Source organism: Streptomyces sp. NPDC087901 (genome assembly GCF_044742205.1).
Taxonomy (GTDB): Bacteria; Actinomycetota; Actinomycetes; order Streptomycetales; family Streptomycetaceae; genus Streptomyces.
The window spans coordinates 81,288-97,336 of sequence record NZ_JBIUUC010000020.1 but is presented as its reverse complement, the minus strand read 5'-3'; the positions used below and the strand labels follow the sequence as shown (position 1 = coordinate 97,336).

The 16,049-nt window shown below is 70.3% G+C and carries 15 protein-coding genes; 4 read left to right on the top strand and 11 right to left on the bottom strand.

The features are described from left to right. A partial coding sequence (locus tag ACIOEW_RS37810) for a phosphoadenosine phosphosulfate reductase family protein (RefSeq protein ID WP_401969791.1) occupies nucleotides 1-347 on the bottom strand: 347 nt, incomplete at its 3' end. 656 nt (nucleotides 348-1,003) lie between these two features. On the opposite strand from ACIOEW_RS37810, the gene ACIOEW_RS37805 reads away from it, so the two are divergent. The 4 genes from ACIOEW_RS37805 (at nucleotide 1,004) to ACIOEW_RS37790 (ending at nucleotide 6,539) form a co-directional block, all read left to right on the top strand. Next, complete coding sequence (locus ACIOEW_RS37805) at nucleotides 1,004-2,698, top strand: hypothetical protein (protein WP_362553407.1); 1,695 nt, start codon at nucleotides 1,004-1,006, stop codon at nucleotides 2,696-2,698. Beyond that, nucleotides 2,695-3,927, top strand: coding sequence for a hypothetical protein (locus ACIOEW_RS37800; protein ID WP_362553404.1), 1,233 nt, complete (start codon nucleotides 2,695-2,697; stop codon nucleotides 3,925-3,927). Before ACIOEW_RS37805 ends, ACIOEW_RS37800 begins: the two co-directional genes overlap by 4 nt. Nucleotides 3,928-4,023: 96 nt before the next feature. Beyond that, nucleotides 4,024-5,715, top strand: a complete 1,692-nt coding sequence (locus ACIOEW_RS37795) for a nitrite/sulfite reductase (protein WP_401969789.1) — start codon at nucleotides 4,024-4,026, stop codon at nucleotides 5,713-5,715. Nucleotides 5,716-5,786: 71 nt separating this feature from the next. After that, a complete protein-coding gene (locus ACIOEW_RS37790) occupies nucleotides 5,787-6,539 on the top strand; it encodes an AfsR/SARP family transcriptional regulator (RefSeq protein WP_362553399.1) in 753 nt (250 codons plus the stop codon). Between the two features lie 20 nt (nucleotides 6,540-6,559). Here ACIOEW_RS37790 and ACIOEW_RS37785 read toward each other — a convergent pair whose 3' ends face one another. The 10 genes from ACIOEW_RS37785 to ACIOEW_RS37740 form a co-directional block, all read right to left on the bottom strand. Then, nucleotides 6,560-7,798: a beta-ketoacyl-[acyl-carrier-protein] synthase family protein gene (locus ACIOEW_RS37785; RefSeq protein WP_362553396.1), complete on the bottom strand. Its 1,239-nt coding sequence runs from the start codon at nucleotides 7,796-7,798 to the stop codon at nucleotides 6,560-6,562. Then, nucleotides 7,798-8,052: an acyl carrier protein gene (locus ACIOEW_RS37780; protein ID WP_362553393.1), complete on the bottom strand. Its 255-nt coding sequence runs from the start codon at nucleotides 8,050-8,052 to the stop codon at nucleotides 7,798-7,800. Before ACIOEW_RS37780 ends, ACIOEW_RS37785 begins: the two co-directional genes overlap by 1 nt. A gap of 74 nt (nucleotides 8,053-8,126) precedes the next feature. Next, on the bottom strand, nucleotides 8,127-9,128 hold the full coding sequence (locus ACIOEW_RS37775; protein ID WP_401969787.1) for a beta-ketoacyl-ACP synthase III: 1,002 nt from the start codon (nucleotides 9,126-9,128) through the stop codon (nucleotides 8,127-8,129). 61 nt (nucleotides 9,129-9,189) lie between these two features. Continuing rightward, nucleotides 9,190-10,152, bottom strand: a complete 963-nt coding sequence (locus ACIOEW_RS37770; protein WP_362553387.1) for a VlmB-like protein — start codon at nucleotides 10,150-10,152, stop codon at nucleotides 9,190-9,192. After that, the gene (locus ACIOEW_RS37765; protein WP_362553384.1) at nucleotides 10,149-10,709 is read right to left on the bottom strand and encodes a flavin reductase family protein; all 561 of its coding nucleotides are present in this window, start codon (nucleotides 10,707-10,709) and stop codon (nucleotides 10,149-10,151) included. Before ACIOEW_RS37765 ends, ACIOEW_RS37770 begins: the two co-directional genes overlap by 4 nt. After that, on the bottom strand, nucleotides 10,706-11,191 hold the full coding sequence (locus ACIOEW_RS37760; protein WP_362553381.1) for a hypothetical protein: 486 nt from the start codon (nucleotides 11,189-11,191) through the stop codon (nucleotides 10,706-10,708). The genes ACIOEW_RS37765 and ACIOEW_RS37760 overlap by 4 nt, the downstream gene beginning before the upstream one ends. Next, entirely contained in the window at nucleotides 11,191-11,700 is a 510-nt protein-coding gene (locus ACIOEW_RS37755; RefSeq protein WP_362553378.1) for an SRPBCC family protein, read from the bottom strand. Before ACIOEW_RS37755 ends, ACIOEW_RS37760 begins: the two co-directional genes overlap by 1 nt. Next, nucleotides 11,693-12,997, bottom strand: a complete 1,305-nt coding sequence (locus tag ACIOEW_RS37750) for an aspartate aminotransferase family protein (protein WP_401969783.1) — start codon at nucleotides 12,995-12,997, stop codon at nucleotides 11,693-11,695. Before ACIOEW_RS37750 ends, ACIOEW_RS37755 begins: the two co-directional genes overlap by 8 nt. Before the next feature lie 14 nt (nucleotides 12,998-13,011). After that, nucleotides 13,012-14,154, bottom strand: coding sequence for an acyl-CoA dehydrogenase family protein (locus tag ACIOEW_RS37745; protein WP_401969780.1), 1,143 nt, complete (start codon nucleotides 14,152-14,154; stop codon nucleotides 13,012-13,014). 32 nt (nucleotides 14,155-14,186) lie between these two features. Beyond that, nucleotides 14,187-15,869: an aldehyde dehydrogenase family protein gene (locus ACIOEW_RS37740; RefSeq protein WP_401969778.1), complete on the bottom strand. Its 1,683-nt coding sequence runs from the start codon at nucleotides 15,867-15,869 to the stop codon at nucleotides 14,187-14,189. Between the last annotated feature and the right edge of the window lie 180 nt (nucleotides 15,870-16,049).

Genomic DNA, 16,049 nt, shown 5'->3' with positions numbered 1-16,049 from the left:
TTGCAGCAGAGGTCCGGGTCGCGGTCGTGCAGCTTCGCCCCGTACTCGGCGTCCTGCTCGGCCACGGTCTGCCGCGGCGTCAGCGTGATGACGTTCACGTCCATCACCGCCTCCACCGCGTCACGCGTGCCGACCGTCTCGGGGAAGTGGTAACCCGTGTCGAGGAACACCACGTCCACCCCGGGCAGGATCCGGGAGGCGAGATGGGCGACGACCGCGTCCTCCATCGACGACGTCACGCAGAACCCCCTGCCGAACGTGGAGACCGCCCACTCCAGGACCTCCTGCGCGGAGGCGTCCTCCAGTTCCCGGCCCGCACGCACGGCCAGCTCCTGGCGACCGGTCATTCGGCGGCCCCCTGGGGCACGCTTTGCATGATGTGGCCGAGAAGTCCCATGAAGGACAGAGTGACGGGCGTCCTGCAGGACAGGCATTCCCATTTCGCGCGATTGTCTCCGGACGGCACCAGAATTCCCTCACTGCAGTACTGGCAGGTGAATGTTCTTGTGTGCTCAGTCACGAGTTCTCCTGGTGTGAAGAGAATCTGTGCCCTGTCCCATGCTGTGCCAATTGCGATACGGCGAACTCCGGGTGAGCGGGCGAGTGCCGGGATTCAGCCGGTCCGTCGAATGTGGCCACAGTAGCAACGGCCGCATACATGACGCTGACATACCGCTGACCGCAGGGGAATTCCCACATGGCGGCCGGTTCCGGGAAAGTGGAATGACGGAATCTGCATCATGTCAGTGCTGAGTCAGCGGCTTCTGCGATAGTACCGGTGAATCATTCACCGACCAGTTGAGCGGCTGCCCCGTACGTGTAGGGAATTCGCGGCGCGCTGCATTCTGGGATCGCCTCGGCTGCAGACACGTTGATCAGTCGTGTCCGCAGCCGTCGGGGCGTTCGAAAGACCGAGGAGAGAGGCACTTACGGAATGAGAGTTCCCCGAATACGCCCACGGGGGTTCACGCGACGCGCGCTCGTGTGTGTCATGGCCGTGGGCGTGACCACCAGCATGCTCACCGCGGCGGGCCGGCCCGCCCAGTCCGCGGACGCGTCCCGGGGCCGGACGGTGACCGAGTCGACGTCCCGTTTCGCCGCTTCCAACGGCACGACGTACACGGCGACCAACCACCTGCTGCCCGCGGCCAAGGGCAAGGGCCGCGAATGGCTCCTCGCCTGGGCGGGTCCGGCGGACACGACGGCGCCGGACTTCCTCACCGTGATCGACGCGACGCCCGGCTCACCCAGCTACGGCGATGTCGTCAACACGGTCACGATGGGGCCGGGCAAGGGCAACGAGCCGCACCACATGCAGTACGTGTGGCACAAGGGCGACCGGCTGTACGCCGGAGGCATCCTCTCCGACACGACGTTCGTCTTCGACACCAAGGCGCTGCCCGCCCTGAGCGTCGTGGGCGTCAACACGTCGACCGACACCCCGTGCGGCACGCTTCCCGACGCCTACCAGGTGCTCGAGGACGGCACGGCGTACGGCACGTACATGGGCGGACCGAACGTCACCGGCCCCTGTACGTACACCAACGGTGAGGTGCGGGAGGGCAACGGAGCGGCGGGGTCGCCCGGTGAGATCGTCCACATCGGCAAGGACGGCAAGACGCTCGCCGAGATCCCCGCGGCCGTCAAGGGCGGCGAGGACCCGGTGCAGTGCGGCAACGTGCCGACGATGACGGAGGCCAGCTGTGCGAACCCGCACGGCATCGCGGTGCGCGAGGACCTCGGCATCATGGTGGCGAGCGACTTCGTGGAAGCCCGCAACTTCGTGAAGCCCGAGGTCGAGCTGCGAGAGGACCTGGCGCGGCAGACCGTGCGGGTCTTCGACATCAGCGACCGCAGCGATCCTCGTCTGCGTTCCGTCACGAAGGTGCCGGACGGGCCGAGGGCCGCTCAGGAGAAGGACCCCATCTTCGGTGAGTCCCGCGTGCTCATGGAGACCGCGCTCACCAACAAGCCGGGCCACAAGGGTGCCTTCGTCTCGTCCATGACGGGTGGAGCGGTCTTCTACACACCGGACATCACGGTGGCGGAGCCGAAGTGGAAGGAAGTGCTCGACGACACCACGGCGTACAAGACCTTCCACCCGGACGGTTCGCTCACCGGTGGCGGCGACAACTCCAGCTGGCTGGCGGTCAGTCCGGACGACCGCTACCTGTTCCACACGGTCATGGGTTCGTCGAAGCCGTACGGAGAGCCCCTGGACCGGACGACCGGCATGGTCTACGTGCTGGACATCCAGAAGCTCCTCGCCCGCGGCACGGCGACGAAGTGCAGCGTCGACGAGCTCAGTGAGGTCTACGACGGCGGCAAGGAGTCGGACTGTCCCGCACTCGTCGGCACGGTGCCCATCCGGGACACCACCGACGGCGGCCCGCACTGGGGCGCGATGGACAACTTCGAGAAGACCTACGACGGCACCTACCGCGAGGCCACGAAGGTCAAGCGGGTGGCAACGGCCAACTACTTCCTGGCCGGGGCGTTCGGCGGTGACGGTGACCACCGGGTGTGCATGTTCAACCTCGGCGGCACCGCCGGCATCGCGATGGACACCAGGTTCCGCGACGAGGTGACCGGAGCCCCCTGTGTGAGCTTCAACAGGAAGTCCTGGCCGCACGGCGACTTCGGTGAGGCACGACCGCACGGCGTGCTCTTCGTGGTGAGTGACGGCGTCCTGCGGTGACGACTGCCAGCTCGCTCCAGCTGCCCGTGGCGGGCCCCCTTCGCCACGGGCAGCTGGGACTGTCCATGCGAGCCGCCGAGGCCATCCCGCTGGGGGCACTGCTGCTCGCGGCCGGTGCGGCCGCGTTCGTCCTGCTCCTCCGGTACGGGTGGCTGCGGCGGCGCTCGACCGTCATCGGCGTGACCGCGGCGGTCGTGGCAGGCGTGGTCACGCTGGCGATGGCCGTGACCGGGAACGACGACCGGGAGCAGACGGCCACGACGCCGGGTGTGCCGCTGGTGCAGCAGGTGGAACTGAGCGGCAAGCGGGTGCCGGTCGTGGTCGTGCCCAACCGGCCCGGCTTCAACCTCGTGGGAATCGGCGAGGCCCAGGCCTCGGCGGGGCTCAGCCCCGGCGCACTGGCGGCGGGCACCCTGCGGCCGGGATCCAGCCGGTCATGGGTCGGCGTGGAGCTGCCCGAGGGCGCCAGCACGCTGTACGTGTCGGCCGGGGCCCGCAACGGGTCCCTGAAGGTCGACACCGGCAGCCGTGCGGGCGGACCGGCCGCAGCGCTGCGCGGCGCCGACGGCCCCGAATGCGCGGGCGCCGCGGTCGGAGCGGTACTCGCGGGGCGCGACGAGCCCCTGGAGGCGTGCCCGGCGGACCGGCTCACGGCGCAGGACGCCTCCGCGCTCCGCGCGATCGTGCACTTCCTGGCGGAGCGGGGCGAACCCGCGATCGCCCTGGTGGAGGACGGATCGGCACGGAGCCGGTCGGCCGCCGCACAGGTACGGGCGGCTGCCGCACAGAAGAAGATGAAGGTGACGGCCCCCGGCAAGACCCGCCGGCCTGTGGTCATCGTGTCGGGCTGGACCGGGGCAGAAACGGTCCTGCGCGCGGTCGATGACGCGGGAATGGTCGCACGGGGCACCTACCTGGCGCCCTGGCTGCTCTCACCGGATCTGCTCACCTCCAGCGCCGGACAGGTCGTGGCGCTGCGGTACGCGCCGCGGGACGCCGCACCGAACGCCTACCTCGCCGCGCTGTCCCGGCGCCTGCCGGGAGAGCTGCCCAGCGCCGCCGGATACGAGGCGTGGGCGGCCGAGCGAGGAGAGGAACCCGGGGCGCCGGTACGGCTGTTCGCCGCGTCCGAGGTGAACGTACCGGGCATGCCGGCGCACGAGCACAAGGGCGCGGAGTGGCTGCCGGGCGGAATGATCATTCCCGTCTCGGCCCCGCTCAGGCTGTGATCACGCGGAATCGGTCCGGGGGCGGCCATCTCACCCGCCGCCCGGACCCTCTCCGCTGCCCGGATCACCCCACCCATTCGCAGAGAGGCACCGAGGATGACGGACACAGCGGACGGCTCGCCGTCGGCGCGTGTGAGGCCGGCGGCCCCCCGCGCCGAGGGCCAGTGGGCGTACGGACAACGTGAACCCCTGAACTCCAACGAGGAGATCAAGAAGGACGAGGACCCGCTGCGGGTGCGGGAGCGGATCGAGGAGGTGTACGCGCACCGCGGGTTCGCCACCATCGACCCGGCCGACCTGCGGTCCCGCTTCCGTTGGTGGGGCCTCTACACGCAGCGCCGGCCCGGCATCGAAGGCGGCCGCACGGCAGCGCTGCAGCCGGAGGAGCTGGAGGACGAGTTCTTCATGCTCCGGGTGCGCATCGACGGCGGGCGCCTCGACCTCGCCCAGCTGCGTGTGATCGCCGAGATCTCCACCGAGTTCGCCCGCGACACCGCTGATATCACGGACCGTCAGAACATCCAGCTGCACTGGGTGCGCATCGAGGACATGCCCGAGATCTGGAGGCGCCTGGAGAAGGTGGGGCTCTCCACGACGGAGGCGTGCGGCGACTGCCCACGCGTCGTCGTCGGCAGCCCCGTGGCCGGCATCGCCGAGGACGAGCTGATCGACGCCACCCCGGCCATCGAGGAGATCACGGCCCGGTTCATCGGCGACCCGCAGCTGTCGAACCTGCCGCGGAAGTTCAAGTCCGCCGTCACCTGGCTTGCGGACGTCCCGTACGAGATCAACGACCTGGCCTTCCTGGGCGCGGTGCACCCCGAACACGGACCAGGCTTCGACATCCGGGTCGGCGGCGGCCTCTCCACCGCGCCGATGCTCGCGCAGCGCATCGGGGCGTGGGTACCGCTGGACCGCGTGCCCGAAGTGTGGGAGGGCGTGACCCGGCTGTTCCGGGACTACGGCTACCGGCGGCTGCGCAACCGCGCGCGGCTCAAGTACCTGGTGGCCGACTGGGGCGTCGAGCGCTTCCGTGCCGTGCTGGAGAACGAGTACCTGCATCACCCCCTCGCGGACGGGCCGCCGCCGGTCCTGCCGGACCGGCCCATCGACCACATCGGCGTCCACCGCCAGCGCGACGGCCGCTTCTACGTCGGAGCCGCCCCCGTGGTGGGCCGGACGTCCGGCACCGTGCTGGCGGCCCTGGCGGACGTCGCGCGGGCCCACGGCTCCACGCGCATCCGCCTGACGCCGCACCAGAAGCTGCTGGTCCTCGACGTGGCGCAGCCGCAGTCGCTGGTCCGTGCGCTGCGCGGCCTCGGGCTGGAGGCCGAGCCCTCCGGGTGGCGTCGCAACACGATGGCGTGTACCGGCATCGAGTACTGCAAGCTCGCGATCGTCGACACGAAGCAGCGGGCGGCCACCGTCATCACCGAACTGGAACAGCGCCTGCGCGACCAGCACATCGACATCAGCATCAATGTGAACGGCTGCCCCAACGCCTGCGCCCGCACCCAGATCGCGGACGTCGGCCTCAAGGGACAGGTGATGAACGGACCGGACGGAAGCCAGGTCGACGGCTTCCAGGTCCACCTCGGGGGATCGCTCGCCCTGTCCCGCGACAGCGACGGACGGGTGGGCAGGAAACTCCGCGGCCTGAAGGTCACGGCGGACGAACTGCCGGACTACATCGAGCGGCTGGCCCTTCGCTATGTGGCCGGCCGGTCCGACGCGGCCCAGTCGTTCGCGCACTGGGCCGACAGCGCTCCCGAGGAAGAGCTCAGATGACGTCACCGGGTGCGCTGTCCGCTCCCGTCGCCGGAATCGGCGCAGTTACTTCTGTGAGGAAGGAACGATCCATGTACATCGCCCTGCTGGGCCCCCTGGAGATCATCGACGACGACAACGTGCGATTCAGACTGCCCGGCGAGAAGCTGCGGGCGATCGTCGCGGTCCTGGCCCTGTCCCCGGGGAAGGTCGTGTCGAGGGACGAACTCATCGACGAACTGTGGGAGGAGCACCCCCCGCGGGATGCCGTCAACTCCCTCCAAGGACACATCGCCAGGCTGCGCCGGCTGCTGGTGACCCGTATCGGACAGGAGAGTCTCCGGGGCCTCGTCCAGACGACCCCGGCCGGCTACAGCCTGCAGGTGCCCGGGACCCACGTCGACGCGCTGCGCTTCACGGCGCTCGTCGAGGGAGCGGCCCCGCTCCTGGAGCGCGACCCGGAGTCGGCGCTCGCCACGCTGGACAGCGCACTGGCGCTCTGGCGTGGCCCCGCCCTCTACGACACCGGGCAGGGGCTGATCTGCCGTATGGCGTATGCCCATCTGGAGGAGACGCGGCTCATCGCCCAGGAGCGGCGGATCGACTCGCAGCTCGATCTCGGCATGCATCAGGTCGCCATACCGGAGCTGGAGCGGCTGCACATGCGCCACCCGCTGCGTGAGCACTTCTGCCGCCAGCTGATGACCGCGCTGTTCCGTTCGGGCCGGCAGTGCGAGGCCATCAACGCCTACAGCAGGACCCGGCAGCGGCTGGTCCGTGACCTGGGACTGGAACCCGGTGCCCAGCTGCGGGACACGTTCGACGAGATCCTGTCCCAGGCCTGACCCGGATGCGGGCGTGCGGCTCAGCCGGCGGTGAGGACGAGCACCGCGTTCTGCCCGCCGAACCCGAAAGAGTTGCTCACCCCCGCACCCGCGGGTATCTCGCGCGCGGCCTTCGCCACCAGATCGATGTCCACGGCCGGGTCGGGACTCTCCAGATTCGCCGTCGGAGGCACCAGCCGGTGCTCCACCGACAGAGCGGTGACCGCCGCCTCGATGGCGCCGGCGGCGCCCAGCGAATGCCCCACGACGCCCTTGACGGAGGTGACCGCGGGACGGCCGCCGAGGACCCGGCTGATCAGCCGGGCCTCGGTGATGTCGTTGAGCGGCGTGGACGTGCCGTGCGCGTTGACGTGGGCGATGTCCGCCGCCTCCAGCCCGGCGTCCCTCAGCGCCGTCCGCAGGGCCAGCTCCGCCCCCCTTCCCTCGGGATCGGGGGCGGTGGCGTGATGGGCGTCGGCCGATGCCCCGTACCCGCTGACCATGGCGTGGATGCGGCCGCCACGGGCCCGCACGTCGGCGGGCCGCTCCAGCACCAGGACGGCCGCACCCTCGGCGGGCACGAAACCGTCCCGGTCCACGTCGAAGGGGCGGGAGGCGTCGCCCGGGGCCTCCCGGCGGGAGGAGAGCGCCCCCATCTGGCTGAACCCCGAGACGATGGACGGCACCAGACAGGCCTCCGTACCGCCGGTGATGACGACATCGCACACACCGGAGCGCAGCAGTTCACGGGCTGTTCCGACGGCCGTGGTGCCCGAGGCGCAGGCTGTCGCGGTGACGAAGTTGGGTCCTCGCGCGCCGCACTCCATGGCCACGTACCCGGCGGCCATGTTCACGGCGAGCATCGGGATGAGCATCGGTGACACCTGGTTGAAGCCCCGCTCCAGCAGGACGTCGTGCTGCGCCTCCCAGGTGGCGGCGCCGCCGATCCCGCTGCCCAGCACCACGCCCACCCGCGCACCGTCCCAGGTCGCGGTGTCCAGCCCGGAGTCGGCCAGCGCCTCGGCCGCGGCGGCCAGCGCGAACTGGCTGCTGCGGTCGAGCCGCAGCGCTTTGCGCCGCCCGAGGGACGCGGCCGCGTCGAAGTCGGCCACGGCGCAGCCGAAGTCCGCCCGGGTGCCGGCCAGGGCGGGCACCCGGACGGCGGCCGTGCTGTTGCCCCGGCAGATGCGGTTCCACGACGCCGAGGTGCCGATGCCCGCCGCGGTCACCATGCCTATCCCGGTGACCGCGGCGTCGAAAGGAGGCCTGGTGTCGGCCATCAGCCGGTCACTCCCATGGAGTCCGCCAGCTTCCGCTCGACCATGGCCGCGGCCTCGGCGACCGTGGCGTCGAGCTCCAGGTCGTCGTCCTCGATGGGGGTGTCGAACTCCTGCTGCGCGGCCAGGCCCAGCTCGACCAGGGCCAGCGAGTCGACCTCCAGCGCGCGGAACGTCACGGTCGGGGAAATCTCGTCCGCCTCCAGGCCGCAGACACGGACGAGCAGGGTCACCAGGCGGTCGTAGGTGTCACTCATGAGGGGTTTCTCCTTCGGGTTCACGTGGTCGGTGTGCAGTCCCGGCGAGGTCCGCAGGGGTGGCGCCGGATCGTTCAGGCCGGCTCGACATCGGGCCAGCGCAGAGTGCACGCACCCCACGTCAGACCACCGCCGAACGCGGTGAGCAGGAGCCGGTGGCCGGGCCGGACGGTGCCGCCCGCGACCGCGTCGGCCAGGGCCAGCGGAACGGACGCGGCAGAGGTGTTGCCGACGCGGTCCAGATGGATCGCGCAGCGTTCACGGTCCAGCACGAGCTGGTCGGCGAGCGCGTGCATGATGCGCAGATTGGCCTGGTGGGAGACGAGCTGATCGACGTCGCCCACCGCCCAGCCGGACTCGGCGAGCGCACGGCGCGAGGACTCCGCCATGCACTCCACGGCCCGGCGGAAGACGGCCCGGCCCGCCATGCGGAAGTACGGGTCGGCCTCGTGCGCGGTCGCGGCGCGGAACGGGTCGCGGGAGCCGCCCGACGGGATACGGATGAGGTCCGCGTCCGACCCGTCGCTGCCCAGCTGCACCGCACCGAGCGCGCCGGGCTCGTGCGGCTGCCCGGCCCGCAGGACCGCGGCCCCCGCCCCGTCGCCGAAGATCGCCCGGGTGGACCGGTCCGTGGGATCCAGGATGCGGGAGAACGTGTCGGCTCCGATGACCAGGACCCGGTCGGCTGTCCCGGCCGCGATCAGTCCGGCCGCGGTGGCGAGGGCGTACAGGAACCCCGTGCACACCGCGGCCACGTCGAACGCGGGCACCCGGCCGAGGCCGAGCCGTGCCGTCACGCCCGGCGCGGTGGCCGGACAGAGCCGGTCCGGCGTGGCGGTGGCGAGGATCACCGCATCGACGGAGCTGATCTGCGCGGACTTCAGCGCGCGGGCCCCCGCCTCCACCGCGAGATCCGACGTGGCCACGGACGCGTCGGCGACATGGCGTTGCCCGATGCCCGTACGGCTGCGGATCCAGGCGTCGGACGTGTCGAGCTCCGCGGACAGTTCGTCGTTCGTCACGCACCGGGGCGGCAGCCACGAGCCCAGACCGCACAGCACGGCGGAGCGGCTCACCGGGCACCCGCCCGGCCGGCCGGAACGCTCCCGGCCGTGTCGTCCGCCCGCCGGACGGCTGTCACAGGGCTTCCTCCAGCCCCATGTACACCATCCGTGTGCGCTGCATGCGGGTTGACCACTCGTGTGCGGTCTCCGCGCGCTCCTGGGCGGTGGTGTCCACCAGCCTGCGGCCCGGCCAGATCTCGTAGTCGCCGACCAGACCGGCATGCTGTTCGAGCCCCTGCTGGAAGAGCTCCTCGCGGCGCAGGACCAGTTCGTTGGAGGGCAGCTTCTCCCAGAGGGCGTACCCCTCCTGGATCAGCTCCAGGATCCGTGGCTTCTCCTCGGGGTGCGCCAGCAGGTACTCGCGGGCGATGGAGCTGCCGACGGTCAGATGGCGGATCTCGTCGATCCCGGCACCGCGTTCGACCTCGGAGGCCCCGGGGTCCAGGATGCGCCACTTGCGCTCGCTGAGCTCGGCCGAGGGTGCCAGCACCCCTTCGACGAGCACCGTCAGGATGACGACGCCACCGATGAAGTCCTGCTGGTCGCGCAGGGCGCGCAGCCCGAACTCCTCAAGCGGCACGAGAATCCGTCTGCTGTCGTCTCCGGCCAGCCGCTCGATCGAGGTCCACAGATCGGCCGCCCCGATGCCCAGCTCCAGCAGATGGCTGCGGAAGACCATGGCATGCCGGGCCTCGTCCAGCAGCTGCGTCGCGTAGAACTCCAGCGAGGGGTTGTCGGGTGCGAGCGCCACCAGATACGAGATGGCGCGCGTGGCCTTCTCCTCCGCGATGGAGCGGAAGGCCAGCTCCTGCGTGAGGGCGCTGTTGAGAGGGCCGGGCTCGGCCACGACGGAAAGCGGCCGGGAGTCCTCGGCGTGCCCGAGCACCTGGCCCCGCAGCGTTCCCTGGGGCACGGAGCGCAGCCAGTACTGCAGATCGCAGGTCTCGGCCGTGAGCTGGAGTTCCATGGCACCGTCGACGAGTGACGGTGCGCTCTCCCAGTCGGCCTCGGACGGAACGGTGTTGGGGTCGGTCATTGGTCCCTCTCCGAATCGGATGTGTCGTGAGCGAAGGGGCCGGGGTACAGCTTCCCGGCCAGCCCCACGAGCGGGGTGGCGTTGCGGTGGGCCGAGCCGGTCACTCCGGCGAAGACCACCCGGTGGTCACCGACCCGCAGGGTGCGGGTGACCCGGCACTCCAGCCAGGCCACGGCGTCGTGCAGCAGCGGAATGCCCTGTGAGCTGAGCCCTTCCCAGCTGCCGTCGGGCAACTGCGAAGTCCCACTGCTCCGTTCACGGGAGGCGAAGTGGCGTGCCACCTCGTCCTGGTGGCCGGCGAGGGTGTTGACCACGAAGTGGGAGACGGTCAGCAGGGAGTGCAGCCCCCGGCTGCCCTCCCGCAGCGACACCGACACCACCGGGGGCTTGAGCGAGGCAAGGGCGAGCGTGCTGACGGTGACGCCCTCCACCGTCTCCGGGCCGCCGCAGGTCAGGACCGAGACTCCGGTGGCCATCCGGTGCGTCGCCTCCCGCACCTCTGCGGGCAGGCCGGCCCGGAGCGTCCCGGTCTGCTGAGCGGTCACTGTCTCGATCACGTCGCCTCCGCACCCCGGACCGCTGCCTCGGTGCTCCGCCCGGCCCCTTCGACCTCGTCCCTCAGACGCAGGTAGGAGGGATGCGGCACGGGCTCGAAGGGCAGCGCGAACGGCTTGAGGAAGTTCCCGAACAGCGAGCGGTCGCCGAAGAGATGGATCGGCAGGGCCAGCAGGGCCCACTCGGCACCGGCCAGCCAGATCCACGCGAGGGTCACCAGACCCTGCGTGACCAGGCTGTGCATGACGTTGTAGAGCACGTAGTAGACCCGGGAGATGTTCTTCGACCGGCTGCGGTGGAAGGCGATGGCCCCCGGGATGTAACCGATGAGGTCGATGTAGACGAACAGCGCCACGAACGGCAGCCAGCGGATCTCGTCCAGGTGCGTGAAGAAGAGCACCGAGGCGACGACGAGCCCCAGCGCGTACTCGGCCCGGACGAGCCCATAGGTCGTTCGCGTCTCGAAGAGGTTCTTGGCGTCCATCAGTTCCTCCCCGCTCCCGGAGCGGTCTGCGCGAGGCTCTGTTCGAGGGCGCGGGCGACGGACGGGTCTCCGATGACCTCGGCGGACGGGAACAGCCCGCGTACGACGCGGGCGATGGTCTCCTTGAAGACCCTCTCGGCGACCGGGTCGAGGATGCCGGCCAGGCTGGGAATGCCGAAGTCGAACTCCGTGTCGAAGCTGATCCGGCAGCCGGCCCCGTCGGGGACGACGGCCCATGTGCCGGAGAACGAATCGAAGTCACCGTCCACCTGGGCGAAGGAGATGGTGAGGGCCGCCGGATCGATCACGTCGGCCTCCGTCCAACGGAGCACTCCGTTGCGGAAGTAGACCTCCCAGTCGCTGATCTCCGCGCTGTCACCGCCGCCCCGCACGGTCACCGACCGTACGACGTCGACGAGTTCGGGATAGCGGGCGAAGTCCCGCACCCGCTTGAACGCGGTCCCCGTGTCCGCGTCCGGTACGCCGAGGGTCACATGAGCACTACGCATGGGGTGAATCGCCTTCCGTCTGGTCCGAGTAGGAGGGGGCCCGCAGGCGGCAGGCGCGATCGAATGCCTCGTAGAGGAAGTCCGTCTCGGACCGGTTCAGGACCGCGGGCGGGGTGAGGCGGAGCACGAAGTCGGAATTGAGCGAGTGGTTGGCGACCACGCCCTGCTCGACCAGCTCGATCAGCAGGTCGCCCGCCACGCCCGGCCGGTCGAACTCGAAGCCCAGCAGCAGGCCCCGGCCCCGTACCTCGCGAACGGTCTCGCCGAAGTGGGACCGGGCGATCTCCGTCAGCCGGGGGAGGAGTTCCTCGCCGAGCACGCGGGAGCGTTCGACGAGATCGTCCTCGTGGAGCGCGGCCAGGGCGCCCCGGGCGGCGGCCATCGCGAGCGGAGCGCCGGAGAAGGTGGAGGTGTGCAGATACGGATCGCGGTCGAAGACCGAGAACGCGTCCGGCGTCGCGACGACGGCGGAGACCGGCACCACGCCGCCGCTGAGGCCCTTGCCGACCAGTAGTGCGTCCGGGGTGACCCCCACCCTGTCGGCGCCCCACCACGTACCGAGCCGGCCGAGCCCCGTCTGGACCTCGTCCAGGACGAAGAAGGCACCGTAGCTACGGCACAGTTCCTGCACCCGGGGCAGGTAGTCATCGGGCGGGATGACGACGCCCGCTTCGCCCTGCACGGGTTCGACGATCACGCAGGCCTCGCCGGGCATGCCCGACAGGAGTTTCTCCAGCGCCTCGGTCTCGCCGTACGGCACGTGGTCCACACCGGGAAGCAGCGGGCGGAACGGCTCCTGGAACACGCTGCGGCCCGTCAGGCTCAGCGCCCCCATGGTCTTGCCGTGATAGCCGTTCACGGTCGACACCAGCCGCCGGTGCCCGCGGGTCCGCGCCATCTTGATCGCCGTCTCCACCGCCTCCGCGCCGGAGCCCGCGAAGTGCACGCGCTCCAGGCCCGGTGGTGCGACGGCGACCAGGGCGTCGGCCGCCAGGGCGGCCTGGGGCTCCAGGAACACCCGGGTGGCGACGGGGTGCCGGTGCAGTTGCTCCGACACATGACGGATCACCGTGGGGTGGCAGGCGCCCATCAACAGCACGCCGTAGCCGCCGCAGTTGAGGAACCGTCTCCCCTCGGACGTGTACACCCAGGCGCCCTGGGACCGCGTCTCGATGTGACCGCCGAACATCTCGCCCAGCGTCGCGCGCCCCCGGTTCAGGCGCCGGCGGTACAGCTCTCCCAGCTCCTCGCGGCCCGGCGACGGGCCGTCCTGCGTGTTCTTCCCGGAAGAGGACATGGCCATCGGACTCCTCAGACGATCTTCAGCGGCCGGCCGGCCATGTGGTCGAGGAACGGTTCGGTGAAACTGGCCCTCGACGGCGGGTGGAAGGAGAGGCCGTGCGAGGCGGCCGCCAGGTACGCGACGTCCGACGAGCCGACGAACGCCATCCCGCCGAGCAGTTCCACGGCCTGCCCCGCACAGGCCGCGAGGGCGTCCTGGGCGGCATAGCGGGCAACCAGGGTCTTGGCGAGGGACTCGTTGCCGGTCTCCCCGGCCACGATCATCCGGGCCATGCCCTCCAGCAGGAGGGTGGCGCTCTCCAGCCGGCAGATCAGCCGCGCCCGGTCGGAGTCGCTGCCCCGCCCGCGCTGCACGACCCGCTCGACCAGTGAGCTGACCATGCCCAGGTACGAGGCGGAGATGAGCAGTTCGAACCAGATGAAGCCGACCGTCTGCAGGGCGTCCATGCGGCCCGCGTCGGTCTTCTCCGTCCTCATGAGCTGCTGCTCGCTGATGAGGACGTCCTCGAGGCGCAGTTCCTCGCTCTCCGCCCCCGCGAGTGCGAAGCTCCCCCAGAAGGGGTGCGTGGTCAGGCCCGGCGCGTCCTTGGGGACGAGCAGGACGGCCATGTCCTGCTCCGCCGTACCGTCCGCGGCCGGCAGCGAGACGCTGGCGGTGAGCAGGTCCATGGAGCGCGAGAGGCTGCACGGCTTCTTGGAGCCGTTGATCAGATAGCCGCCCTCGGCCTGGGTCGCCTGCATGTTCGGGGAGAGGATGCCCTGTCCCGGGCGCCCCTCGGAGAAGCCGGAGGCCACCAGCAGGTTCTGTTCCGCGATGCCCTCCAGGAGGGCCCATTCCGCACCGCTGCTCTGCAGGCTCTCGGCCAGCGTGAACAGGGTGGCCACCGAGAAGTGGTGCATCGTGGTCGCGACGGCCAGCGAGGGAGCGGCGGCGCCCAGGGCCCGGGTGACGGCCAGCGCGTCCAGTGGTCCCGCGCCCGCTCCGGCGTAGGTCTTCGGAATGACGAGCCCGGGGCCACCGTGGCCGCGGAAGATCTCGATCGCGGGGTTGTCCGGCGATTCCAGTTCGTCCAGCGGGATTTCGGCCAGACGGTCCAGCAGGCCCGGCAGATAGCCCTCGCAGATCTGGCGTGCGGCATCCAATGAACGCATGAGGATTCTCTCGTGTAGGCGGCTGGTGGAATTCAGCGGTTACGGGACTGCCTGGCCTGCCAGGCGCCGAACACGGCCTCCCTGGGGCGGGATCCGAGGCTCACGCTGAGCCCCTGGAGGTGGGAGGTCCGCAGGATCGGGTAGTTGGCCTCACCGAAGACACCGCCGGTCAGCCCGGTACCGCCGTGCGTGGGCAGGAAGGGGAGGAACCCGATGTGGGAGTCGTTCACCTTGAGGAGCCCGCCCTTGTTGATGCGGGAGACGAAGGCGTCGACGACCGATGAGTCCTGTGCCCAGACGGAGTTGCGCAGTCCGTACGCGTTGGAGTTGACGTAGTCGACGAACCGGTCGAGCAGGACGTCGTCCGGCTCGGGGTCCGCGATCACCACCGGGAGCAGCGGGAAGAAGGTCTCGCTGCGGACGGCCTGGATCTCCCGGGCACCGTCGATTCCCCGGACGACGACGACCGTCGGCTCCAGGAAGATCCCGGCCGGGTCCCTGGTCTCGTCGAGCTGCATGGCGTGGCCGCCGCAGGCGATCTCGGCACCCTTCTCCACCGCGTCACGCAGACAGGCGAAGAACTTCTCGTTGCGCAGCACCGGGGTGAGCAGCACGTCCTCTTCCCAGGCGTGCCCCGGGCGTACGTGTCCCACCGCCCGGACGACGTGCTTGATCAGGTCTTCCGCCACATCGGGGTGCACGACCACCTGGTTGGGGATCATGCACAGCTGCCCCGAGCCGTAGAAGCTCTCCGTGAGCGCCTCCGCGGCCAGTTCGAGGTCGGCGTCCTTCCAGACCACGACCGTGTCGTTGCCGGCCAGTTCCAGAATGGGCTTCTTGCCTGCGGCGACGCACCGTTCCTCGAAGGGGAGGCCGTTCTCGCTGCTCCCGAAGTACATGATGTCGTTGACGTACGGGCTGTCCAGCCAGGCCGACAGCATCGGCGCCGGGTCGCCGCACACGACATTGAGCGTGCCCGGCGGCGCACCGACCTCGTCGAGTGCGGGCACCACGATCTCGTGCAGGATGAACATGGCGCCGAGCGGCGCGCTGCGCGGGGCCCTCACCACGAGGGCGTTGCCCGCCATGAGGGACGTGACCCCGAGCAGTGAGCTGGAGAGCGGAGCGTTCTGCGGCGGGTTGAGACACACCACGCCGTCCGGCAGCCGGCGCACGGACAGCTGCCTGTCCCGCTCCCGGAACTCCTGCAGCATCTGTGCCCGGTAGAAGCCGAGCGACTGCGGGCCGAAGCAGTCGAGCATGCCCGACACCTGCCACCGGGCGAGTGCGAGCGGGTGGCCCTCCTGGACGAGGACGTCGACGATGTCCTCGGCCCGGTCGACTATCCCCGCGTGGATCAGCCGGCCGAGCTGTTCCAGCCGGGTCTCCAGGGGGAACGCCGCCCACAGGGGAGCGGCCGATGCCGCTGCCTCCAGGGCGAGTTCGACGGTCTTCCGGTCGGCCTTGGCGATCTTCGCCACCACGCTCGGCGGGAGACCGACGGGCTCCAGGAGGCCGCGTTCCAGCTTGCGCTTCAGGGTGAGACTGGCGAACGCGTCATCGAGCAGTGCGTCCGCGTCGATGACGTACACCCAGTCCTCGCTGTCCAGGGCGGCGCCGTTGACGTAGGAGGAGAAGGTGCGCATCCGCCCCGGTCCCGCCGGCCTTCTGCCGGACTCCCTGAGTTTCGGAACGGTCTGATCGACGCTGGTCACGCGGGTCCCCGCCTTCCTGGTGAACGCTGGCGTACGGGGAGCGACTCTTGCGAAGCGGGCTGAGAATGTACGGAGAGGGCGCTGAGACGGTGTTCTCAGCGCGTTTCACCCCGGCCCTGAAAGCCTCTGTCGACTCATGGGCAGGCGTTGGAGGGTGGGTGCGGTGAACCGATCACAGCG

Bases quoted from the DNA above. Each gene is read 5' to 3' on its own strand.
- ACIOEW_RS37795 (WP_401969789.1), top strand. From the start codon at position 4,024: ATGACGGACACAGCGGACGGCTCGCCGTCGGCGCGTGTGAGGCCGGCG.
- ACIOEW_RS37790 (WP_362553399.1), top strand. From the start codon at position 5,787: ATGTACATCGCCCTGCTGGGCCCCCTGGAGATCATCGACGACGACAAC.
- ACIOEW_RS37785 (WP_362553396.1), bottom strand. From the start codon at position 7,798: ATGGCCGACACCAGGCCTCCTTTCGACGCCGCGGTCACCGGGATAGGC.
- ACIOEW_RS37780 (WP_362553393.1), bottom strand. From the start codon at position 8,052: ATGAGTGACACCTACGACCGCCTGGTGACCCTGCTCGTCCGTGTCTGC.
- ACIOEW_RS37770 (WP_362553387.1), bottom strand. From the start codon at position 10,152: ATGACCGACCCCAACACCGTTCCGTCCGAGGCCGACTGGGAGAGCGCA.
- ACIOEW_RS37760 (WP_362553381.1), bottom strand. From the start codon at position 11,191: ATGGACGCCAAGAACCTCTTCGAGACGCGAACGACCTATGGGCTCGTC.
- ACIOEW_RS37755 (WP_362553378.1), bottom strand. From the start codon at position 11,700: ATGCGTAGTGCTCATGTGACCCTCGGCGTACCGGACGCGGACACGGGG.
- ACIOEW_RS37750 (WP_401969783.1), bottom strand. From the start codon at position 12,997: ATGTCCTCTTCCGGGAAGAACACGCAGGACGGCCCGTCGCCGGGCCGC.
- ACIOEW_RS37745 (WP_401969780.1), bottom strand. From the start codon at position 14,154: ATGCGTTCATTGGATGCCGCACGCCAGATCTGCGAGGGCTATCTGCCG.